This window comes from Pseudomonas paraeruginosa PA7 (assembly GCF_000017205.1).
Lineage (GTDB): Bacteria > Pseudomonadota > Gammaproteobacteria > Pseudomonadales > Pseudomonadaceae > Pseudomonas > Pseudomonas paraeruginosa.
The window spans coordinates 887,145-907,452 of the sequence record NC_009656.1 but is presented as its reverse complement, the minus strand read 5'-3'; the positions used below and the strand labels follow the sequence as shown (position 1 = coordinate 907,452).

Below are 20,308 nucleotides of genomic sequence, written 5' to 3'. Positions count from 1 at the left end.
ATAACGTTCCGTCGCTATGCTGCTGCCTCCACCCTTCCCTTTTCCGCCAGGAACGACACGGAGACTCATCCATGACGGACAACCATATCGATGTACTCATCAACGGCTGCGGCATCGGCGGGGCGATGCTCGCCTACCTGCTCGGCCGCCAGGGCCACCGCGTGGTGGTAGTGGAGCAGGCACGGCGGGAACGCGCGATCAACGGCGCCGACCTGCTCAAGCCGGCCGGCATCCGGGTGGTCGAGGCGGCCGGGTTGCTGGCCGAGGTGACCCGCCGCGGCGGACGGGTCCGCCATGAGCTGGAGGTCTATCACGACGGCGAGCTGCTTCGCCATTTCAACTATTCCAGCGTCGACCCGCGCGGCTACTTCATCCTCATGCCCTGCGAGTCGCTGCGCCGCCTGGTACTGGAAAAGATCGACGGCGAAGCGACCGTCGAGATGCTGTTCGAGACCCGCATCGAGGCGGTGCAGCGCGACGAGCGCCATGCGGTCGGCCAGGTGCGCCTGAACGACGGCCGCGTGCTGCGTCCACGGGTGGTGGTGGGCGCCGATGGTATCGCCTCCTACGTGCGCCGCCGGCTGCTGGACATCGAGGTGGAGCGCCACCCCTACCCGTCGCCGATGCTGGTCGGGACCTTCGCCCTGGCGCCCTGCGTGGCCGAGCGCAACCGGCTGTACGTGGACTCGCGCGGCGGGCTGGCCTACTTCTATCCGATCGGTTTCGACCGCGCGCGACTGGTGGTGAGCTTTCCCAGGGAGGAGTCGCGCGAGCTGATGGCCGACACCCGCGGCGAGTCGCTGCGCCGGCGCCTGCAACGGTTCGTCGGCGACGAGAGCGCCGAGGCGATCGCCGCCGTCACCGGCACCTCGCGCTTCAAGGGCATCCCCATCGGCTACCTGAACCTGGACCGCTACTGGGCGGGCAACGTGGCGATGCTCGGCGACGCTATCCACAACGTGCATCCGATCACCGGCCAGGGCATGAACCTGGCCATCGAGGACGCCAGCGCCCTGGCCGACGCCCTCGACCTGGCCCTGCGCGACGCCTGCGCGCTGGAGGAAGCCCTGGCCGGCTACCAGGCCGAGCGCTTCCCGGTGAACCAGGCGATCGTCTCGTATGGACATGCGCTGGCCACCAGCCTGGAAGACCGCCAGCGCTTCGCCGGGGTCTTCGACACCGCCCTGCAAGGCAGCAGCCGGGCGCCGGAAGCGCTGGGCGGCGAGCGTTCCTACCAGCCGGTGCGGTCGCCGTCCCGGGAGCTTACGCGCAACTGATCCAGCGCGCGCTCAGGAGCCCTCGCGCAGGCGCAGCGGATCCACCAGCCCGGCGGCGATGGCCATGCCCACCAGGTCCGCCAGGGTCTGCGCCTGCATGCGCCTCATCACCCGTGCGCGATAGAGGTCGACGGTCTTCACGCTGACCTCCAGTTGCTCGGCCACCTCGCGGCTGGTGTAGCCGCGCACCAGCGGCAGCAGCACGTCGCGCTCGCGCGGGGTGAGGCTGTCCAGGCGTTCGCGCAACCCGGCGTCGAGATCGCGGTGCCGGCGCCGACGGGCGTGGCGATCGAGGGCCTGCTGCACGCTGTCGAGCAGCAATTGTTCGTTGTAGGGTTTCTCGATGAAATCCACCGCGCCGGCCTTGAAGGCGCGCACCACGATGGGCACGTCGGCGTGGCCGCTGACAAAGATCACCGGCAGGTCGATGCCGCGCGCCAGCAGTTCGTCCTGCACGTTCAGCCCGCCCATGCCTGGCATCCGCACGTCGAGCAGGACGCAGGCGTGGCGGCCGCCCTCGCAGGCGTCGAGGAAGGCCCGGCCCTGGGTGAAGGGCAGGGCCTTGAGGCCGACCGACTCCAGCAGCCAGACCGTCGATTCGAGCATGCCCTGGTCGTCGTCGACCACGTAGACCAGCGCTTCGTCAGGCATCGCCATCCTTTCCTCCGGTGGCGCCGGCGGCGAACGGCAGCCGGCAGTTCATGAGCAATCCGCCATCCGCCGGCAGCCCGGCTTCGAGGGTGCCGCCGAAGCCTTCGACGATGCTGCGGCTCATCGACAGGCCCAGGCCCAGCCCTTCCGCCTTGCTGGTGTGGAACGGCGTGAAAATGTGTTCCAGTTGATCCGCCGGCACCCCCGGGCCTTCATCGCGGACCCACAGGCAGAGCAGCCCGCCGGGCTCGACGCGGCTGCCGATGACGACCCGCGACGGCGCCCCCGGGTGTGCCTCGCGGTTGGCCTCGATGGCGTTGCGCAGCAGGTTGAGGAACACCTGTTCGAGCAGCACGCGGTCGGCGTACAGCGGCGGCGGATTGTCGGTCATCGCCTCCTCCACCGCCACCTGCCAGTGGCTGGCTTCCCAGGCGCAGAGGCCGATGGCCTCGCGCGCCACCTGGTTCACGTCGAGCGCCTGCAGGCGCCGCTGGCCCTTGCGCAGGAAGGCGCGCAGGCGCCTGATCACCTCCGCCGCGTGACCGGCGTGCTCGGCGATCCGCGCCAGGCCCTCGGCGACCCGCTCGGCGGCTTGCGGCTGGCTGCCGAGGCCGGCCAGGTAGCGCTGGCTGGCGCCGGCGTAGTTCATCACCGCGGCCAGCGGCTGGTTGATCTCGTGGGCGATGCCCGAGGCCAGCTCGCCGAGAGTGACCAGCCGCGCGGTGTGCGCCAGCTCGTCCTGGTGGCGGCGCTGCTGCGCCTCGCGCAGTTCGCGTTCGGTCATGTCGCGGGCCACCAGCGAGTAGTAGCGCTCCGCGCCGCTGCCGCGGTGGGCCAGCAGCACCAGCGAAACCGGCAGCGGCGGCCGCCCGTCCTGCGGCTGCAGGCGCCCTTCGCGGCTCCAGACGCCGCGCTCGCCAGCCTGCCGCCAGCCCTCCTCGGCCAGCCGCGCCAGCGTGTCGGCGGCCAGCAGGCGCTCCAGCGCCGGCGGCGCCAGGCCGTCGGCGATGCCGAGGGCCGTCCGCGCCGAGGGATTGAGGTAGGTGAGGCGGCCGCCGGCGTCGACGAACAGCACCAGATCGGTGTTCGCCTCGACCACCTCGGCCAGGCGCCGGCGATTCTCCTCCGCCTCGACCCGCCGGGTGACGTCGCGGGATACGCTGACCACCTCCACCACCGCTCCCGTGTAGGTCTCGCGGATCGCCCGGCTGGCAGTCTCGAACCAGCGGTAGCGGCCGTCGCGATGGCGGATGCGGTAGGTGATGGTCAGGTAGCCGTCCTGCTCCAGCGCTTCGCGCGCGCGCAGCGCCACCTGGCCGCGGTCCCGGGGATGGAACAGCGCCTGCGCCGGCCGCCCGCGCAGCTCCTCCGGCCAGTAGCCGAGCAGGGTCCAGGAGGCTGGCGAGGCGTCGAGGAAGACGCCGTCGAGGGTGTGCCGGGAAATCAGGTCGGTGGTGTTCTCGGTGATCAGCCGGTACAGCCGGCTGGCCCGCGCCGCCTCGCGCTCGCCACGCAGGCTGGCGGTGGCGTCGCGGCAGCGCGCCAGCACCCGGCCCTCGGCGCTGTCGGGAATGAACTGCCAGAGCAGGATGCGCCCGTCGCACTCCGCCTCCACTTCGCCGAGGGCGCGCGCCTGGCCCAGGCTGGCGCGCACCAGTTGCCCATGGTTGGCCGGGAGGAAAGCGCGCCAGGCTTCGCGCGGACGCTCGCCAAGCAAGGCAAGGAAGGCCTGGTTGAATTCCACCGCCTGCGCCTGGCCGTCGAGCAGCAGCGCCGGCTGCGGGTCGGCAGCGAGGAACGGCGCGGCGCGGGTGACGCCGCGGGCGGCGGCGAGCAACGGAGCGAGAAGCAGGCCGAGCCAGTCCAGCGCGGCGCTCTGCGGCGTATCGCAGGCCACCAGCAGCAGGCCTTCGTCGCCAGCCTGCAAATCCAGGGCGAGGGCCATGCCATGCTCCACGCCGGCGCGCCGCAGGCGCGCGCCGAGCCAGGAAGCCGAACGCCGCAATTCGTCCAGCGTCAGCCGGCCCTCGCGCGCCAGGCGCTCGCGCAACGCCAGGTCGCTGGCCCGGTTCGGCTCGCCGGCGCCCGGCGGCAGGGCCGGCGACGGCGGTACCGGGGTATAGCTCTGCGCCTGCGGCTGCCAGGCCAGGTACCAGGCCTGGCGCGTGCCCGGATGTTCGAGCAGCAGGCGGCGCAGCGCGCCGACCCGCTCGGCCAGCGGCGCGCCCTCGCGCAGCAGGCGCAGGAGACTGTTGAGGGCCGGTGAGGCGGGAAGCGGACTCATGGACGGAAGAGGACTCTGCAAATGCATATGGTATTTATACTATAAGCTTATGGTTTAACTTCCATATATTTTTCATCGTTGCTATAAATCGCACCCACCCAGGGAAACCCCTGGAAGCTGTTCACGATCCGCCGAGCCAGGCAAAGACACGCGATTTCAACGCGGTTTTTCCGACATCCAGCAAATCGTGACCCTTACCCAGAACAGAGCTAACAATCAGCCACGGGGTACTCTTCATGTCGATCTTCGAACAGGGTCTCGCGCCCGCCTCCGTCAACCATATCGCCCTGACGCCGCTGAGCTTCATCGAGCGCACCGCCAGCGTCTATCCGCACTACCCCGCGGTGATCCACGGCAACATCCGCCGCGACTGGGCGCAGACCTACCAACGCTGCCGGCGCCTGGCCTCGGCCCTGGCCGGACGCGGCATCGGCCAGGGCGACACGGTAGCGGTGATGCTGCCGAACATCCCCGAGATGCTCGAGGCGCACTATGGCGTGCCGATGATCGGCGCGGTGCTGAACACCCTCAACGTACGCCTCGACGCCGAAGCCATCGCCTTCATGTTGCAGCACGGCGAAGCCAAGGTGCTGATCACCGACTACGAGTTCCACGAGGTGATCCACGCCGCCATCGGCATGCTCGACCACCCGCCGCTGGTGGTCGACGTCAACGATCCCGAATACGGCGAAGGCCGCCCGGTGGGCGAGCTGGACTACGAGGCGCTGCTCGCCGAGGGCGACCCGCAGTTCGCCTGGGAGTGGCCGCGCGACGAATGGCAGGCGATCTCGCTGAACTACACCTCGGGCACCACCGGCAACCCCAAGGGCGTGGTCTACCACCACCGCGGCGCCTACCTGAACGCGCTGGGCAACCAGATGACCTGGTCGATGGGCCAGCACCCGGTGTACCTCTGGACCCTGCCGATGTTCCACTGCAACGGCTGGTGCTATCCGTGGACGGTGACCGCGCTGGCCGGCGTCCACGTCTGCCTGCGGCGGGTCGATCCGCAGAAGATCCTCACCCTGATCCGCGAACACCAGGTCAGCCACCTGTGCGGCGCGCCCATCGTGCTCAACGCGCTGATCAACATGCCCGACTCGGCCAAGGCCGCCATCGACCATCCGGTGCACGCCATGGTCGCCGGCGCCGCGCCGCCGGCCAAGGTGATCGGCGCCGTGGAGGAGATGGGCATTCGCGTCACACACGTCTACGGCCTCACCGAGGTCTACGGGCCGGTCACGGTCTGCGCCTGGCACGGCGAATGGGACGAACTGCCGCTGGAGCGGCGCGCCGCGATCAAGTCGCGCCAGGGCGTACGCTATCCGACTCTCGAAGGAGTGATGGTGGCCGATCCGAAGACCCTCGAGCCGGTGCCGCGCGACGGCCAGTCGATCGGCGAGATCTTCATGCGCGGCAACACCGTGATGAAGGGCTACCTGAAGAATCCCAGCGCCACCGAGGAAGCCTTCGCCGGCGGCTGGTTCCATACCGGCGACCTGGCGGTCTGCCATCCGGACGGCTACATCGAGATCCGCGACCGGCTCAAGGACATCATCATCTCCGGCGGCGAAAACATCTCCACCATCGAACTGGAGGGCGTGCTCTACCGCCATCCGGCGGTGCTGGAGGCGGCGGTGGTGGCGCGTCCCGACGAAAAGTGGGGGGAAACGCCCTGTGCGTTCATTACCCTGAAGAGCGATCATCAGGGAATCGCCGAGAGCGAGATCGTCGCGTTCTGTCGCGAACACCTGGCCGCGTTCAAGATTCCGCGTACCGTGGTGTTCTCCGAGCTGCCGAAGACCTCCACCGGCAAGATCCAGAAATACGTGCTGCGCGAGTGGGCCGCCGCCCTCTGAGCGCCGCCCGCCGAATTGCCCGTGCAGCGGCCGTGCCACGGCGGCCGTAGGCAGGATGGGCACGGACGAACCTGTACCTGCGGCCGCTCCGCCGGCCGCTCACCGACGAGGTGTGCAATGCCTGACTACAACGCCCCGCTGCGCGACATGCGCTTCCTGCTCAACGACGTGTTCGACGCCCCCGCCCTCTGGCAGCGCCTGCCGCGACTGGCCGAGCGGATCGACGCCGACACCGCCGACGCCATCCTCGAGGAAGCGGCCAAGGTCACCGGCGGTCTGCTCGCGCCGCTCAACCGCAGCGGCGACGAGGAAGGCGCGCAGTGGCAGGACGGCGCGGTGCGCACCCCGGCCGGCTTTCGCGAGGCCTACGCGACCTACGCCGAGGGCGGCTGGGTCGGCCTTACCGGCAATCCGGCCCATGGCGGCATGGGCATGCCGAAGATGCTGGCGGTGCAGTTCGAGGAAATGATGTACGCGGCCAACGCCAGCTTCAGCCTCTACTCGACCCTCTCCGCCGGCGCCTGCCTGGCCCTCGATGCCCACGGCAGCGAGGAGCTGAGGAACAGGTACCTGCCGAACATGTACGCCGGCACCTGGGCCGGCTCCATGTGCCTGACCGAACCGCACGCCGGCACCGACCTGGGCATGATCCGCACCAGGGCCGAACCGCAGGCCGACGGCTCCTACCGGATCAGCGGGACGAAGATCTTCATCACCGGCGGCGAGCAGGACCTCACCGAGAACATCATCCACCTGGTGCTGGCCAAGCTGCCCGACGCCCCAGCCGGTTCGCGCGGCATCTCGCTGTTCCTGGTGCCGAAGTTCCTGGTCGGCGACGACGGCGCGCTCGGCGCGCGCAACCCGGTGCATTGCGGCTCCATCGAGCACAAGATGGGGATCAAGGCCTCGGCCACCTGCGTGATGAACTTCGACGGCGCCAGCGGCTGGCTGGTCGGCGAAGTCAACAAGGGCCTGGCGGCGATGTTCACCATGATGAACTACGAGCGCCTGTCCATCGGCATCCAGGGCATCGGCTGCGCCGAGATGTCCTACCAGGGCGCCGTCGCCTACGCCCGCGAACGCCTACAGAGTCGCGCGCCGACCGGCCCGGTGGCGAAGGACAAGGCCGCCGACCCGATCATCGTGCACCCCGACGTGCGCCGCATGCTGCTCACCATGAAGGCGCTGACCGAAGGCGGCCGCGCCTTCTCCACCTATGTCGGCCAGCAGCTCGACCTGGCCAAGTACGCCGAGGACCAGGAGGAACGCAGCCAGGCCGAAGCCCTGGTGGCCCTGCTGACCCCGGTGGCCAAGGCCTTCTTCACCGATACCGGCCTGGAGAGCTGCGTGCTCGGCCAGCAGGTGTTCGGCGGCCATGGCTACATTCGCGAGTGGGGCCAGGAACAATTGGTGCGCGACGTGCGCATCGCGCAGATCTACGAAGGCACCAATGGCATCCAGGCGCTCGACCTGATGGGCCGCAAGGTGGTCGCCAACGGCGGGCTGTTCCTCTCCATCTTCAGCCGCGAGGTGCGCGCCTTCGCCGCCGGGGCCGGCGCCGGGCTGGCGGAATTCACCACCCCGCTGCTGGCCGCCCTGGACCTGCTGGACAACCTCACCCAGGGCATCGTCGCCCGCGCCGGCAACGACCCGCGCGAGATCGGCGCGGCCTCGGTGGAATACCTGCACCTGTTCGGCTACACCGCCTACGCCTACCTCTGGGCACGCATGGCCGCCGCCGCGCTGCGCCAGCGCGACGCCGACCCGGCGTTCCACGACGGCAAGCTGGCCACCGCGCGCTTCTACTTCGCCCGCATCCTGCCCCGCGTGCACTCCCTCGCCGCCGCCGTCGAAGCCGGCAGCGAAAGCCTGTACGGCCTGGAGGCGGAGCAGTTCTGAAACGCCCGTCGCGCGTTGTCCGCCGACAGCCCGCGATAACGGCGGATAACCGCGAAGCGGTTATTCGCCCTGCGACTCCCGGGAAGCCGGCCAGGTATTCCTGAAAAACGACGCAACCGTCGGTTATTCGCTAGACCAGGAACAAGGACCTATCCATGCGAACCCTCACCACCCTCCTCGGCAACAGCCAGAAACTCGACGGCGGCGCCATGTTCGGCAACGCCCCGCGCGCGCTCTGGTCACGCTGGATGCAGCCCGACGCGGAGAACCGCATCGACCTCGGCTGCCGTGCCCTGCTGGTGCGCGACGGCGAGCGCAACGTACTGGTGGAGACCGGTATCGGCGCCTTCTTCCCGCCCGTCCTGCGCCAGCGCTATGGCGTCCAGGAAGAGCGCCACGTATTGCTCGACAGCCTCGCCGCGGCCGGCCTGGGCGACGCCGACATCGACGTGGTACTGCTCACCCACCTGCACTTCGACCACGCCGGCGGTCTGCTCGCCGCCTGGGAAGAAGGCCAGCCGGCGCGCCTGCTGTTCCCCAACGCGCAGTTCGTCAGCGGCCGCCGCCACTGGCAACGCGCGCGCCAGCCGCACCCGCGCGACCGTGCCTCGTTCGTGCCGGAGCTGCTCGACCTGCTGCAGGCCAGCGGGCGCCTGGAGCTGCTCGACGACGGCGAGCGCTCGGCGCACCTGGGCGAAGGCTGGCGTTTCCATTTCAGCGAAGGCCATACCCCGGGCCAGATGCTCCCGGAGATCGCCATGCCCGACGGCCCGGTGGTATTCAGCGGCGACCTGATCCCCGGCGCGCCCTGGGTGCACCTGCCGCTGACCATGGGCTACGACCGCTTCCCGGAAGGCCTGATCGAGGAGAAGGAACGCCTGCTGGACAGCCTGATCGCCCGCAACGGCCGGCTGGTCTTCACCCATGACCCGAGCGTCGCCATGGGCCGGGTGCGACGCGACGAACAGGAGCGCTACAGCCTCTACGACACCGTCGAGCGGGTCGAGAACCTCCAGGCCTGAGCGAAAGGCGCGGCCCGCCCCGGCGGCGGGCCGCGGGAATCAGCAACGCGCCTTGCGCGCGCCCTTGCAACGCTGGATGCCGAGCCGGCAGATCCGCTCGCAGAGTTCGGCGAAACCGATCCCGGCCGCCGCCGCGGCCTGCGGCAGCAGGCTGGTGGCGGTCATTCCCGGCAGGGTATTGACCTCCAGGCACCAGAGCCGGCCCTGTTCGTCGAGGCGGAAGTCGGTGCGGCTGTAGCCGCTCAGCTTCAGCGCCCGGTGCACCTTCAGCGCCAGGCGCTGGGCCTCGGCGGCGACCGCCGGCGGCAGGTCGGCGGGAAACACCTCGCGCACCGCGCCGGCCTGGTACTTGTGCTCGTAGTCGAAGACTTCCTGGCCGCCGAGGAGAATCTCGCCCACCGGCAGCGCCTGGTCGTCGAGCACCCCGACGGTGACCTCGCGGCCGGCGACGAAGCGCTCCAGCATCACCTCGTCGCCATAGCGCCCGGCCAGTTCGATGGCCGGCTGCAATTCGGCCTGGGAATGCACGATGGACAGCCCCACGGTGGAGCCCTGGCTGTTCGGCTTGACCACCAGGGGGAAGCCCAGTTGCTCGCGCACCGCCTCTTCCGAGGCCGGCGCCATCAGCCAGCTGGCGGTCTCCACCCCGGCGGCGAGGAACAGGCGCTTGGCCACGTCCTTGTCCATCGCCATGGCGCTGGCCAGGTGGCCGCTGCCGGTATAGGCGAAGCCGCCGGCATCCAGCAGCGCCTGCAGGGTGCCGTCCTCGCCGGTGCCGCCGTGCAGGGCGAGGAAGAACACGTCGACCCCGGCCAGCTCGCCGGCGCTCAGCAGGCCCTGCTTGCCGCTGCGGATGATCGCCAGCGAGTCGGAATCCGGCGGAACCTCCTTCACCTTGCTCGCCAGCAGGCGCCGCTCTTCCTCCGCGCCGAGCAGGCCGCTGGCGGTATCCACCGCCAGCACCTCGTGGCCGGCGCTGCGCAGCGCCTGGATCACCTGCGCGCCGCTGGCGATGGAGACGTCCCGCTCCTCACTGCTGCCGCCGAAGAGAACGGCGACCTTCAACTTGTCCTGTCCCATGTTCCACCTGTCGTTCCAGTGCTGGAGGCAGAAAAGCACAACACAGGGGCGGCTGAACAGACACAGTCATCGCCGCGCGGAACGAACGGTCAGGCTCAGCCGCGCAACTCCTCGACCAGCGTGCGCAACAGCTCGGCGGCCGGCAACTCGCGCGCCAGCGCCGCGCCCTGGCCGGCCCACTGGGCGGCGAAATCATGGTTGCCATGAGCCAATGCCGCGGCCTGCAACGCCTTGGTCGCGTCGTAGACGAACGGATAGTCCGGCAGCGGCGGCACGCCAGGCGCGGCGGGGTCGAAGAACATCCGGTTGGGCAGGCCGCGGGCGCTGCGCCCGGACATGCTCAGGGTCAGCGCGGTGCGCGCCGCGCGCGGCCCTTTCAGCGCCTCGCGGTAGGCGGCGTTGGCCGAGGACTCCGGGCAGAGGACGAAGGCGGTGCCCATCTGTACGGCGCTCGCGCCCAGCTCCAGGGCGGCGCGGATGCCGCGTCCGTCCATGATCCCGCCGGCGGCGACCACCGGCAGCGAACCGCGCGCCGCCAGCAGGCGGACCAGCGCCAGGGTGCCGATGGCGGCGTCGCCGCGCTCCGGCTCGAACACCCCGCGATGACCACCGGCCTCGATGCCCTGGGCGACCACCGCATCGGCGCCGGCAGCCTCCACCAGGGCCGCTTCCTCCGGCGTGGTGGCACTGACCAGTACGCGGATGCCCGCCGCCTGCAACGCGCGGACCTGGTCGCGGGGCGGCGCGCCGAAATGGAAGCTGACCGCCGCCGGCCGCTCTTCCAGCAGCATCGGCAGCAGGGTCGGGTCTTCGAGGAAACTCAGGTAGATGTTCTTCAGCCGCGCCGGCGGCTCGGCGCCGAACTCGGCGAACAGCGGCTTCAGGTAGTCCAGCCAGGCGCGCTCGCGGGACGGGTCGGCCCGCCCCGGGCGGTGGCAGAACAGGTTTACGTTGAATGGCTTGTCGGTCAGCCCGCGCACCTCGCGGATCAGCGCCCGGCCCTTCTCGGCGGCGCTACCGGTGATGGCGATCGAACCGAGCCCGCCGGCATTCGACACGGCGGCGGCCAGCGCCGGCGTGGAGACGCCGAGCATGGGGGCCTGGACGATCGGCTGCCGGATGCCGAGCAGGCGCGTGAAGCGGTCAGTCATGGCGATTCCCTCTCCCGGTCGGACGACACCGCGTCGGCCGACGCTTGACCAATATATCTTCATAAAAGAATATTTTTAACAGGATATTCTCAAAAAGAGATAAACAGGTGGACCTTTCCTCCCTCGAAATCTTCCGCGCGGTCGCCGGCGAAGCCAGCGTCACCCGCGCCGCGCAGCGGTTGCAGCGCGCGCAGTCGAACGTCACCACGCGGATCCGCCAGCTCGAGGAGGACCTGGGCGTCGAACTGTTCCTGCGCGACGGCAAGCGCATGAGCCTGACCGAACGCGGCAGCCAATTCCTCGCCTACGCCGAGCAACTGCTGGCTCTCGCCGACGAGGCACGGCAGTCGATGCATCCCGCCGAGCCCGGCGGACGCCTGCGCCTGGGCAGCATGGAAAGCACCGCCGCCAGCCGCCTGCCGGCGCTGCTGGCGACCTATCACAAGGCCTGTCCGCGGGTCGTCCTGGAAGTCTCCACCGGTACCAGTCGCGCATTGTTCGACGGGGTGCGGGCGCGGCGCCTGGACTGCGCGCTGGTGGCCGCCGGCCCGGGCTGGGCCGGTGAGCTCGATGGCAGCGGCCTGCGCGGCGAGCCGCTGTTCCGCGAGGAACTGCTGATGATCCTGCCGGCCGAACACCCGCCGGTCCACGATGTCGCCGAGGTACGCCTGCGCACCCTGGCCGGCTTCGCCCGCGGCTGTACCTACCGGCAACTGGCCGAGGACAGCCTCGGCGCACCGCTGACGGTGCAGGAAGTCGGCTCCTACCATGCGATCCTCGCCTGCGTCGCCGCCGGCGCCTGTGTCGGCGTGCTGCCGCGCTCGGTGCTGCAATTGCTCGGCGCGGCACCGGTGCGCAGCCTGTCCCTCGCGGAGGTGGACACCTGGCTGGTCTGGCGCGAGGGTTACGCGACCGCCGCCTTCGAACGCTGGCGCGGCCTGCTGGGTGAAAGCGGCGGCTGAGCGCCGAGGGCGAACCCGCTGGCCCGGCTCCGGTCCAACCCCGAGCCACCAGAACAATAGCGAGCCAAGGAGTTGCCCATGAGAAGACTGCCCACCCTCTGCCTGCTGGCCCTCGCGCCGCTCACCGGCGTAGCGCCCCAGGCCCAGGCCGCCAGCCTCTACAACCTGCTGGTGGGGACCTATACCGAAGGCTCCAGCGAGGGTATCCAGGTGTACCGCTTCGACGGTGCCGACGGCTCGGTGAAAGGCCCGCTGCGCGTGGCTCACACCAGCAATCCCTCGTACCTGACCTTCGCCCCGGACCAGCGCACCCTGTTCGTCGTCAACGAGAACGGCCGTGGCGGCAAGGGCGATACCATCGGTCGTGCCACGTCCTACCATTTCGACCCGATCAGCGGCCGCCTGCAGCAGATCAGCCAGGTCCAGACCCTCGGCGACCACCCGACCTACAGCAGCCTCAGCCACGACGGCCGCTACCTGTTCGTCGCCAACTACTCGGTGCAGCCGGAAGGCTCGGTGGCGGTACTGCCGGTGCGCGCGGACGGCTCGCTGGCGCCGGCGGTGCAGGTGGAATCGCACCAGGCCAGCAAGGTGCAGCCGCGCCAGGCGTCCGGCCACGTGCATTCGGTGGTGTCCTCGCCCGACGGCCAGTACCTGTTCGCCCCCGACCTCGGCGCCGACAAGGTGTTCGTCTACCGCTACGCCCCGGAGCAGGCCGAGCGCCCGCTGCAGGTGGCCGACCCGGCGTTCGTCCCCACCCCTCCCGGCAGCGGTCCGCGCCACCTGGTCTTCAGCGCCGACGGACGCTTCGCCTACCTGACCCTGGAGCTGAGCGGCCAGGTGATGGTCTTCGCCCACGAAGGCCTTGGTCGCCTGCGCCAGTTGCAGACCTACGACCTGGCCCCGGCCGGCTTCCAGGGCAAGGTCGGCGCCGGCGCCCTGCACCTGTCCGCCGACGGCCGCTTCCTCGGCGTGCTCAACCGTGGCGACGACAACCACCTGGTGACCTTCGCCGTCGATCCGGCCAGCGGCCAGCTGCGCTTCGTCGAGCGGCGCTCGATGGACGGCGCGGAACCGCGCGAGTTCGCCTTCGCGCCCGGCGGGCGCTTCGTCCTCGTGGCCAACCAGAACAGCAACCAGCTACGGGTGTTCGCTCGCGATCCGCAGAGCGGGCAGGTGGGCAAGACGTTGCAGAGCGTCGAGGTGGGCTCGCCGAGTGATTTGCGGTTCGTGGCGGTGCCGTGAGTTCGCGTTCGGCCCGCTGGTGAGACAGGTACGCCGCCCGGGAGGGCGAAACAAGACGCCGAGGCAGGCACGGCAAGCAGCTAGGCCGCCCAGCCTGAAGCCCGTTCAAGCTTTAAGCGACACCCTCCCTCAGTTGTTAACTGCCATGCAGGCAGCCAAGTCGCGAGCGATATAGAGCCGTAGGGCGAATACCGCCATAGGCGGTATCCGCCGAAACCCCGGATGAGCGGCGGATAACCGCAAGCGGTCATCCGCCCCACGGAACCCGGCTCGACCTGTGGCGGCCTGGCATGCACGAAGCCATGCTTGCCCGCCAATCGGTGGAGCGAGGGAAACGCAGTAACAGCCGAAGGCTGGAACCCCGGTCGCGCAGCGGCTGGGGCCGGATGCCGGGGCGAACGCTCCTGGTTAGTTCTTTCGCTTGAAAGAAGTGACTCGCCCGGGAAGGCGAAACAGGACGTCGGGGCAGGCACGGCAAGCAGCCAGACCACCCAGCCTGACGCCCACCCAAGCTTTGAGCGACACCCTCCCCCTGCGACAAATCGCCAGCCCCCTCCTCCCACAGCTCAACGGCGCCCGCAAATCCGCCCGCAGCCCGCGCCCGCCAAGCCCTCCAGCCCTGTCCGCGGCGCCCTTGACCTCAACTTAAGTTGAGGTTCTATAGTCCCCGCAGCGGTCGCACCGCTCCGTTTCCCCAAGGACCACGAACAGCCCCGGCGGCCGCTTCGCGACGCCGGATGGCGCCCAGCACAAGGAACGACACATGCAGCGCTTCATCGATAACTCGCTCGAAAGCAACTGGCTCTGGCTCACCGCCCGGATCTGCCTGGCCCTGATGTTCGTCGCCTCGGGACTGGCGAAGCTGTTCGACTACCAGGCCAGCCTGGAGGAAATGCGCGCCGCCGGCCTGGAGCCGGCCTGGCTGTTCAACATCGCCACCGCCATCACCCTGCTGGCCGGCTCCGCGCTGGTCCTGCTGGACCGCAAGCTTTGGCTCGGCGCCGGGGCGCTGGCGGTGTTCCTGCTGCTGACCATCCTCATCGTCCATACCTTCTGGAGCAAGACCGGCGTCGAAGCCAAGCTGGCGATGTTCTTCGCCCTCGAGCACATCGCGGTGATCGGCGGCCTGATCGCCACGGCGATCGCCAGCGCGCTGCGCCAGCGACTGCGCCAGGAAACGCCCGTCGCCGCCACCTACCAGAAGGCCTGAGGCAATCATGCAGAAACCCGTCCTGATCGCCAGCGCCGCGCTGCTCTGCGCGGCCGTCGTCGGCATCGCCGTGTACGCCACCGGTTCGGCGAAGAAAGACACCGGCGGCTTCGCCGGCTACCCACCGGTGAAAGTCGCCCTCGCCACGGTGGAGCGGCGGGTGGTGCCGCGTCTCTTCGACGGCGTCGGCGAACTGGAAGCGGGCCGCCAGGTCCAGGTGGCCGCCGAAGCGGCCGGACGGATCACCCGCATCGCCTTCGAGTCCGGCCAGCAGGTCGAGCGGGGCCAGTTGCTGGTGCAGCTCAACGACGCGGTGGAACAGGCCGACCTGATCCGTCTCAAGGCGCAGTTGCGCAACGCCGAGATCCTGCATGCCCGGGCGCGCAAGCTGGTGGAGCGCAACGTCGCCTCGCAGGAGCAGCTGGACAATGCCGTCGCCGCCCGCGACATGGCGCTCGGCGCGGTGCGCCAGACCCAGGCGCTGATCGAGCAGAAGGCGATCCGCGCGCCCTTCTCCGGCCGGCTCGGCATCCGCCGCGTGCACCTCGGCCAATACCTCGGCATCGCCGAGCCGGTGGCCAGCCTGGTAGATGCGCGAACCCTCAAGAGCAACTTTTCCCTGGACGAAAGCACCAGCCCCGAGCTGAAGGTCGGACAGACCCTCGAGGTGCTGGTCGACGCCTACCCGGGGCGCAGCTTCCCGGCGCGCATCAGCGCCATCGACCCGCTGATCGGCAAGTCGCGCACGGTGCAGGTCCAGGCCGTGCTGGAGAACCCCGAGGGCCTGCTCGCCGCCGGGATGTTCGCCAGCGTCCGCGTCTCGCGCAAGGCCGACGCACCGTCGCTGAGCGTGCCGGAAACCGCGGTCACCTACACCGCCTACGGCGACACCGTGTTCGTCGCCCGCCAGGAGGGCGACCAGCCGCTCAGCGCCAGGCGCGTCTCGGTGCGGGTCGGCGAGCGCTGGGACGGTCGCGTGGAAATCCTCCAGGGCCTCGCCGAGGGCGACCGGGTGGTGACCTCCGGGCAGATCAACCTGAGCGACGGCATGGCCGTGGAACCGGTCAAGGAAGACACCCTGAGCAGCGCCGTGCCCCCCGTGCCGGTCGCCGGCCGCTGAAGGAAACCCGCGATGACCTTTACCGACCTGTTCGTCCGCCGGCCGGTGCTGGCGCTGGTGGTCAGCACGCTGATCCTGCTGCTCGGCCTGTTCTCCCTGGGCAAGCTGCCGATCCGCCAGTATCCGCTGCTGGAAAGCTCGACCATCACCGTCACCACCGAATATCCCGGCGCCTCCGCCGACCTCATGCAGGGCTTCGTCACCCAGCCGATCGCCCAGGCGGTGTCCTCGGTGGAAGGCATCGACTACCTGTCCTCGACCTCGGTGCAGGGGCGCAGCGTGGTGACCATCCGCATGCTGCTCAACCGCGACTCGACCCAGGCGATGACCGAGACCATGGCCAAGGTCAACTCGGTGCGCTACAAGCTGCCCGAGCGTGCCTACGACTCGGTGATCGAGCGCTCTTCCGGCGAGACCACCGCGGTGGCCTATGTCGGCTTCTCCAGCAAGACCCTGCCGATCCCGGCGCTGACCGATTACCTGTCGCGGGTGGTCGAGCCGATGTTCTCCTCCATCGACGGCGTGGCCAAGGTCCAGACCTTCGGCGGCCAGCGCCTGGCCATGCGCCTCTGGCTCGACGCCGATCGCCTCGCCGGGCGCGGCCTGACCGCCTCCGACGTGGCCGAGGCGATCCGCCGCAACAACTACCAGGCCGCGCCGGGAATGGTGAAGGGTCAGTACGTGCTGTCCAACGTGCGGGTCAACACCGACCTGACCAATGTCGACGACTTCCGCGAGATGGTCATCCGCAACGATGGCAACGGCCTGGTCCGCCTGCGCGATGTCGGCACCGTCGAGCTGGGCGCCGCGGCCACCGAGACCAGCGCGCTGATGGACGGCGAACCGGCGGTGCACCTGGGGCTGTTCCCGACGCCCACCGGCAACCCGCTGGTGATCGTCGACGGCATCCGCAAGCTGCTGCCGGAGATCCAGAAGACCCTGCCGCCGGACGTCCGCGTCGACCTCGCCTACGAGACCTCGCGCTTCATCCAGGCGTCCATCGACGAGGTGGTGCGGACCCTGGTCGAGGCCCTGGTGATCGTGGTGCTGGTGATCTACCTCTGCCTCGGCTCGCTGCGCAGCGTGCTGATCCCGGTGGCGACCATTCCCCTGTCGATGCTCGGCGCCGCCGCGCTGATGCTGGCCTTCGGCTTCAGCGTCAACCTGCTGACCCTGCTGGCGATGGTGCTGGCCATCGGGCTGGTGGTGGACGACGCCATCGTGGTGGTGGAGAACGTCCACCGCCACATCGAGGAAGGCAAGTCGCCGGTGGCGGCGGCGCTGATCGGCGCCCGCGAAGTGGCCGGCCCGGTGATCGCCATGACCATCACCCTGGCCGCCGTATATACCCCCATCGGCCTGATGGGCGGCCTCACCGGCGCGCTGTTCCGCGAGTTCGCCCTGACCCTGGCCGGCGCGGTGATCGTTTCCGGGGTGGTGGCGCTGACCCTGTCGCCGGTGATGAGTTCGCTGCTGCTCCAGGCCCACCAGAACGAGGGCCGCATGGGCCGCGCCGCCGAATGGTTCTTCGGCGGCCTGACGCGGCGCTACGGGCAGGTCCTGGAATTCTCCCTGGGCCACCGCTGGCTGACCGGCGGCCTGGCATTGCTGGTGTGCATCAGCCTGCCGCTGCTGTATTCGATGCCCAAGCGCGAACTGGCGCCGACCGAGGACCAGGCCGCGGTGCTCACCGCGATCAAGGCGCCGCAGCACGCCAATCTCGACTACGTCGAACTGTTCGCGCGCAAGCTCGACCAGGTCTACACCAGCATCCCGGAAACCGTGGGCACCTGGATCATCAACGGCACCGACGGACCGGCGGCGAGCTTCGGCGGGATCAACCTGGCGGCCTGGGACAAGCGCGAGCGCGACGCCTCGGCGATCCAGTCCGAGCTGCAAGGCAAGGTCGGCGACGTCGAGGGCAGCAGTATCTTCGCCTTCCAGCTGGCCGCCCTGCCCGGCTCCACCGGCGGCCTGCCGGTACAACTGGTGCTGCGCAGCCCGCAGGACTACCCGGTGCTCTACCGGACCATGGAAGAGATCAAGCAGAAGGCCCGGCAGAGCGGCCTGTTCGTGGTGGTCGACAGCGACCTGGACTACAACAACCCGGTGGTGCAGATCCGTATCGACCGGGCCAAGGCCAACAGCCTGGGCATCCGCATGCAGGACATCGGCGAGTCGCTGGCGGTGCTGGTGGGCGAGAACTACATCAACCGCTTCGGCATGGAAGGCCGCTCCTACGACGTGATCCCGCAGAGCCTGCGCGACCAGCGCTTCACCCCGCAGGCGCTGGCCCGGCAGTTCGTGCGCACCCAGGACGGCAATCTGGTGCCGCTGTCGACGGTGGTACGGGTGGAACTCAAGGTCGAGCCGAACAAGCTGATCCAGTTCGACCAGCAGAACGCCGCGACCCTCCAGGCGATTCCCGCGCCCGGCGTCTCCATGGGCCAGGCGGTGGCCTTCCTCGACGAGGTGGCGCGCGGCCTGCCGGCCGGCTTCAGCCACGACTGGCAATCCGACTCGCGGCAGTACACCCAGGAAGGCAATACCCTGGCCTTCGCCTTCCTCGCCGCGCTGGTGGTGATCTACCTGGTGCTCGCCGCGCAGTACGAGAGCCTGGCCGACCCGCTGATCATCCTGATCACCGTGCCGCTGTCGATCTGCGGCGCCCTGCTGCCGCTGGCGCTGGGCTACGCGACGATGAACATCTATACGCAGATCGGCCTGGTCACCCTGATCGGCCTGATCAGCAAGCACGGCATCCTCATGGTCGAGTTCGCCAACGAACTGCAGGTCCACGAGCGCCTCGACCGCCGCGCAGCGATCCTGCGCGCCGCGCAGATCCGCCTGCGACCGGTGCTGATGACCACCGCGGCGATGGTCTTCGGCCTGGTGCCACTGCTCTTCGCCAGCGGCGCAGGCGCCGCCAGCCGCTTCGGCCTGGGCGTGGTGATCGTCTGCGGGATGCTGGTCGGCACCCTCTTCACCCTGTTCGTGCTGCCCACCGTCTACACCCTGCTGGCGCGCAACCACGCGGAAGTCGACCAGAGCCCGCGCAACCGCCAACTGGCCGAGGCCGACCTCCTGGTGAACAAGACATGAAGCATCCGCACTTCCCGCGCCTGGCGCTGGCCCTGGGCATCGCCGCGAGCCTGGCGGCCTGCAGCGTCGGCCCCGACTACCAGCGCCCGCAGACACCGGCGACACGCATCGCCAGCCAGCACGCCGGCGAGTTCTCCGCCGAGCGGCGGCAGGCGCCCTGGTGGAGCTTCTTCGACGACCCGCAACTGGTGCGCCTCGTCGACCAGGCGCTGGCGCGCAACCACGATATCCGCGAGGCCCGCGCCAACCTGCGCAGCGCCCGCGCGCTGTACGACGAGCGCTGGCTCGACCAGTTGCCCCAGGTGACCAGCCAGGCCGGCTACAACCGCAGCCTCGCGCAGCAGGCGGACTACGACGGCGAGCCGCGCCGGAGACTTTCGGAGAGCTACCGCGCCGGCTTCGACGCGCAATGGGAAATCGATCTGTTCGGCCGCCTCGGGCATCTTTCCGATGCCGCCCTGGCGCGTGCCGAAGCGGCCAGTGCCGACCTCGAGCTGGCGCGCCTGAGCATCGCCGCCGACACCGCCCGCGCCTACTTCGAGGTCCAGGGCTACCAGCGCCGCCTGGACGTGGCCCGCGCCCAGGTGCGCAGCTGGCGCGACACCCTGGAACTGACCCGCAGCAGCCTGCAGTTGGGCAGCGGCCTGCCGGAAGAGGTGGAGAACGCCCAGGCCAACCTGTCGCGCAGCGAAGCGGCGGTTCCGCCGCTGACCAGCGCGCTGGAGGCCGCTCGCTACCGCCTCGACGTGCTGCGCGGCGAGGCGCCGGGCAGCGGCGCCCCGGTACTCGACGGCGGCGCCGCGCCATTGGCGAAGAACCTGCCGCTGGGCGACGTCGACTACCTGATCCTCCAGCGCCCCGACGTCATCAGCGCCGAACGGCAACTGGCGGCGAGCAGCGAGGATGTCGGCGCGGCCACCGCCGAGCTGTATCCGCGCCTCGACCTGGGCGGCTTCATCGGCTTCTTCGCCTTGCGCAGCGGCGACCTCGGCAGCGCTTCGCGTGCCTTCGAACTGGCGCCCGCGGTCAGCTGGCCGGCGTTCCGCCTGGGCAACGTGCGGGCGCGCCTGCGCGCCGCCGAGGCGCAGTCCGACGCCGCCCTGGCGCGCTACCAGCGCACCCTGCTGCTGGCCCAGGAGGATGTCGGCAACGCTCTCAACCAGTTGGCCGAGCACCAGCGCCGGCTGGTCGCCCTGGTGCGCTCCGCGAGCCACGCCGGCAACGCCCTGGAGATCGCCAACGAGCGCTACCGCGCCGGCGCCGGCAGCTACCTGGCGGTGCTGGAGAACCAGCGCGCGCTGTATCAGATCCGCGAGGAGCTGGCACAGGCGGAGACCGCCTCGTTCGTCAACGTCATCGCCCTCTACAAGGCACTCGGCTGGGGCACCGACAGTCGTTTGCCGGAGGTCCGCCAACTGGCCGCCGGCGAAGGCCGCTGAGGCGGCC

14 protein-coding genes are annotated in these 20,308 nt (G+C 69.8%); 10 read left to right on the top strand and 4 right to left on the bottom strand.

Annotation, left to right across the window (positions count from 1 at the left end):
- Window positions 1-71: 71 nt before the first annotated feature.
- A complete protein-coding gene (gene pqsL, locus PSPA7_RS04325) occupies window positions 72-1,277 on the top strand; it encodes an FAD-dependent monooxygenase PqsL (protein WP_012074264.1) in 1,206 nt (401 codons plus the stop codon).
- A 12-nt stretch (window positions 1,278-1,289) separates the two neighbouring features.
- Here the strand turns inward: pqsL and bfiR are convergent, their stop codons facing one another.
- Window positions 1,290-1,934: a two-component system response regulator BfiR gene (gene bfiR / locus PSPA7_RS04320; protein ID WP_033998380.1), complete on the bottom strand. Its 645-nt coding sequence runs from the start codon at window positions 1,932-1,934 to the stop codon at window positions 1,290-1,292.
- The gene (gene bfiS, locus PSPA7_RS04315) at window positions 1,921-4,212 is read right to left on the bottom strand and encodes a two-component system sensor histidine kinase BfiS (protein ID WP_012074262.1); all 2,292 of its coding nucleotides are present in this window, start codon (window positions 4,210-4,212) and stop codon (window positions 1,921-1,923) included. The genes bfiR and bfiS overlap by 14 nt, the downstream gene beginning before the upstream one ends.
- Before the next feature lie 236 nt (window positions 4,213-4,448).
- Between bfiS and PSPA7_RS04310 the strand changes: the two genes are divergently transcribed.
- From PSPA7_RS04310 to PSPA7_RS04300, 3 genes are all read left to right on the top strand, one after another.
- The gene (locus PSPA7_RS04310) at window positions 4,449-6,071 is read left to right on the top strand and encodes an acyl-CoA synthetase (protein ID WP_003151352.1); all 1,623 of its coding nucleotides are present in this window, start codon (window positions 4,449-4,451) and stop codon (window positions 6,069-6,071) included.
- 117 nt (window positions 6,072-6,188) lie between these two features.
- Window positions 6,189-7,970: an acyl-CoA dehydrogenase C-terminal domain-containing protein gene (locus PSPA7_RS04305; protein WP_012074260.1), complete on the top strand. Its 1,782-nt coding sequence runs from the start codon at window positions 6,189-6,191 to the stop codon at window positions 7,968-7,970.
- 155 nt (window positions 7,971-8,125) lie between these two features.
- Complete coding sequence (locus PSPA7_RS04300; RefSeq protein ID WP_012074259.1) at window positions 8,126-8,992, top strand: MBL fold metallo-hydrolase; 867 nt, start codon at window positions 8,126-8,128, stop codon at window positions 8,990-8,992.
- 39 nt (window positions 8,993-9,031) lie between these two features.
- Here the strand turns inward: PSPA7_RS04300 and PSPA7_RS04295 are convergent, their stop codons facing one another.
- Entirely contained in the window at window positions 9,032-10,072 is a 1,041-nt protein-coding gene (locus tag PSPA7_RS04295; RefSeq protein WP_012074258.1) for a D-alanine--D-alanine ligase, read from the bottom strand.
- A 95-nt stretch (window positions 10,073-10,167) separates the two neighbouring features.
- Window positions 10,168-11,223 carry a nitronate monooxygenase gene (gene nmoA / locus PSPA7_RS04290; protein WP_012074257.1) on the bottom strand — a complete coding sequence of 352 codons (1,056 nt, stop codon included), beginning with the start codon at window positions 11,221-11,223 and terminating at the stop codon, window positions 10,168-10,170.
- Window positions 11,224-11,330: 107 nt separating this feature from the next.
- Here nmoA and nmoR point away from each other — a divergent pair, with 107 nt between their 5' ends.
- The 6 genes from nmoR to PSPA7_RS04260 all read left to right on the top strand — a co-directional run bounded on the left by nmoR (window position 11,331) and on the right by PSPA7_RS04260 (window position 20,301).
- A complete protein-coding gene (nmoR, locus tag PSPA7_RS04285; RefSeq protein ID WP_012074256.1) occupies window positions 11,331-12,185 on the top strand; it encodes a LysR family transcriptional regulator NmoR in 855 nt (284 codons plus the stop codon).
- Window positions 12,186-12,263: 78 nt separating this feature from the next.
- A complete protein-coding gene (gene ppgL / locus PSPA7_RS04280) occupies window positions 12,264-13,430 on the top strand; it encodes a gluconolactonase PpgL (protein ID WP_012074255.1) in 1,167 nt (388 codons plus the stop codon).
- A gap of 763 nt (window positions 13,431-14,193) precedes the next feature.
- On the top strand, window positions 14,194-14,640 hold the full coding sequence (gene mexG / locus PSPA7_RS04275) for a multidrug efflux RND transporter inhibitory subunit MexG (RefSeq protein WP_012074254.1): 447 nt from the start codon (window positions 14,194-14,196) through the stop codon (window positions 14,638-14,640).
- Between the two features lie 7 nt (window positions 14,641-14,647).
- On the top strand, window positions 14,648-15,760 hold the full coding sequence (gene mexH, locus PSPA7_RS04270) for a multidrug efflux RND transporter periplasmic adaptor MexH (RefSeq protein WP_012074253.1): 1,113 nt from the start codon (window positions 14,648-14,650) through the stop codon (window positions 15,758-15,760).
- Between the two features lie 12 nt (window positions 15,761-15,772).
- The gene (mexI, locus tag PSPA7_RS04265; protein WP_012074252.1) at window positions 15,773-18,862 is read left to right on the top strand and encodes a multidrug efflux RND transporter permease MexI; all 3,090 of its coding nucleotides are present in this window, start codon (window positions 15,773-15,775) and stop codon (window positions 18,860-18,862) included.
- Window positions 18,859-20,301 carry an efflux transporter outer membrane subunit gene (locus PSPA7_RS04260; protein ID WP_012074251.1) on the top strand — a complete coding sequence of 481 codons (1,443 nt, stop codon included), beginning with the start codon at window positions 18,859-18,861 and terminating at the stop codon, window positions 20,299-20,301. Before mexI ends, PSPA7_RS04260 begins: the two co-directional genes overlap by 4 nt.
- Window positions 20,302-20,308 lie beyond the last annotated feature (7 nt).

Bases quoted from the DNA above. Each gene is read 5' to 3' on its own strand.
- bfiS (WP_012074262.1), bottom strand. From the start codon at position 4,212: ATGAGTCCGCTTCCCGCCTCACCGGCCCTCAACAGTCTCCTGCGCCTG.
- ppgL (WP_012074255.1), top strand. From the start codon at position 12,264: ATGAGAAGACTGCCCACCCTCTGCCTGCTGGCCCTCGCGCCGCTCACC.
- pqsL (WP_012074264.1), top strand. From the start codon at position 72: ATGACGGACAACCATATCGATGTACTCATCAACGGCTGCGGCATCGGC.
- PSPA7_RS04295 (WP_012074258.1), bottom strand. From the start codon at position 10,072: ATGGGACAGGACAAGTTGAAGGTCGCCGTTCTCTTCGGCGGCAGCAGT.
- PSPA7_RS04300 (WP_012074259.1), top strand. From the start codon at position 8,126: ATGCGAACCCTCACCACCCTCCTCGGCAACAGCCAGAAACTCGACGGC.
- mexI (WP_012074252.1), top strand. From the start codon at position 15,773: ATGACCTTTACCGACCTGTTCGTCCGCCGGCCGGTGCTGGCGCTGGTG.
- PSPA7_RS04260 (WP_012074251.1), top strand. From the start codon at position 18,859: ATGAAGCATCCGCACTTCCCGCGCCTGGCGCTGGCCCTGGGCATCGCC.
- bfiR (WP_033998380.1), bottom strand. From the start codon at position 1,934: ATGGCGATGCCTGACGAAGCGCTGGTCTACGTGGTCGACGACGACCAG.
- PSPA7_RS04305 (WP_012074260.1), top strand. From the start codon at position 6,189: ATGCCTGACTACAACGCCCCGCTGCGCGACATGCGCTTCCTGCTCAAC.
- mexH (WP_012074253.1), top strand. From the start codon at position 14,648: ATGCAGAAACCCGTCCTGATCGCCAGCGCCGCGCTGCTCTGCGCGGCC.
- nmoA (WP_012074257.1), bottom strand. From the start codon at position 11,223: ATGACTGACCGCTTCACGCGCCTGCTCGGCATCCGGCAGCCGATCGTC.
- PSPA7_RS04310 (WP_003151352.1), top strand. From the start codon at position 4,449: ATGTCGATCTTCGAACAGGGTCTCGCGCCCGCCTCCGTCAACCATATC.
- mexG (WP_012074254.1), top strand. From the start codon at position 14,194: ATGCAGCGCTTCATCGATAACTCGCTCGAAAGCAACTGGCTCTGGCTC.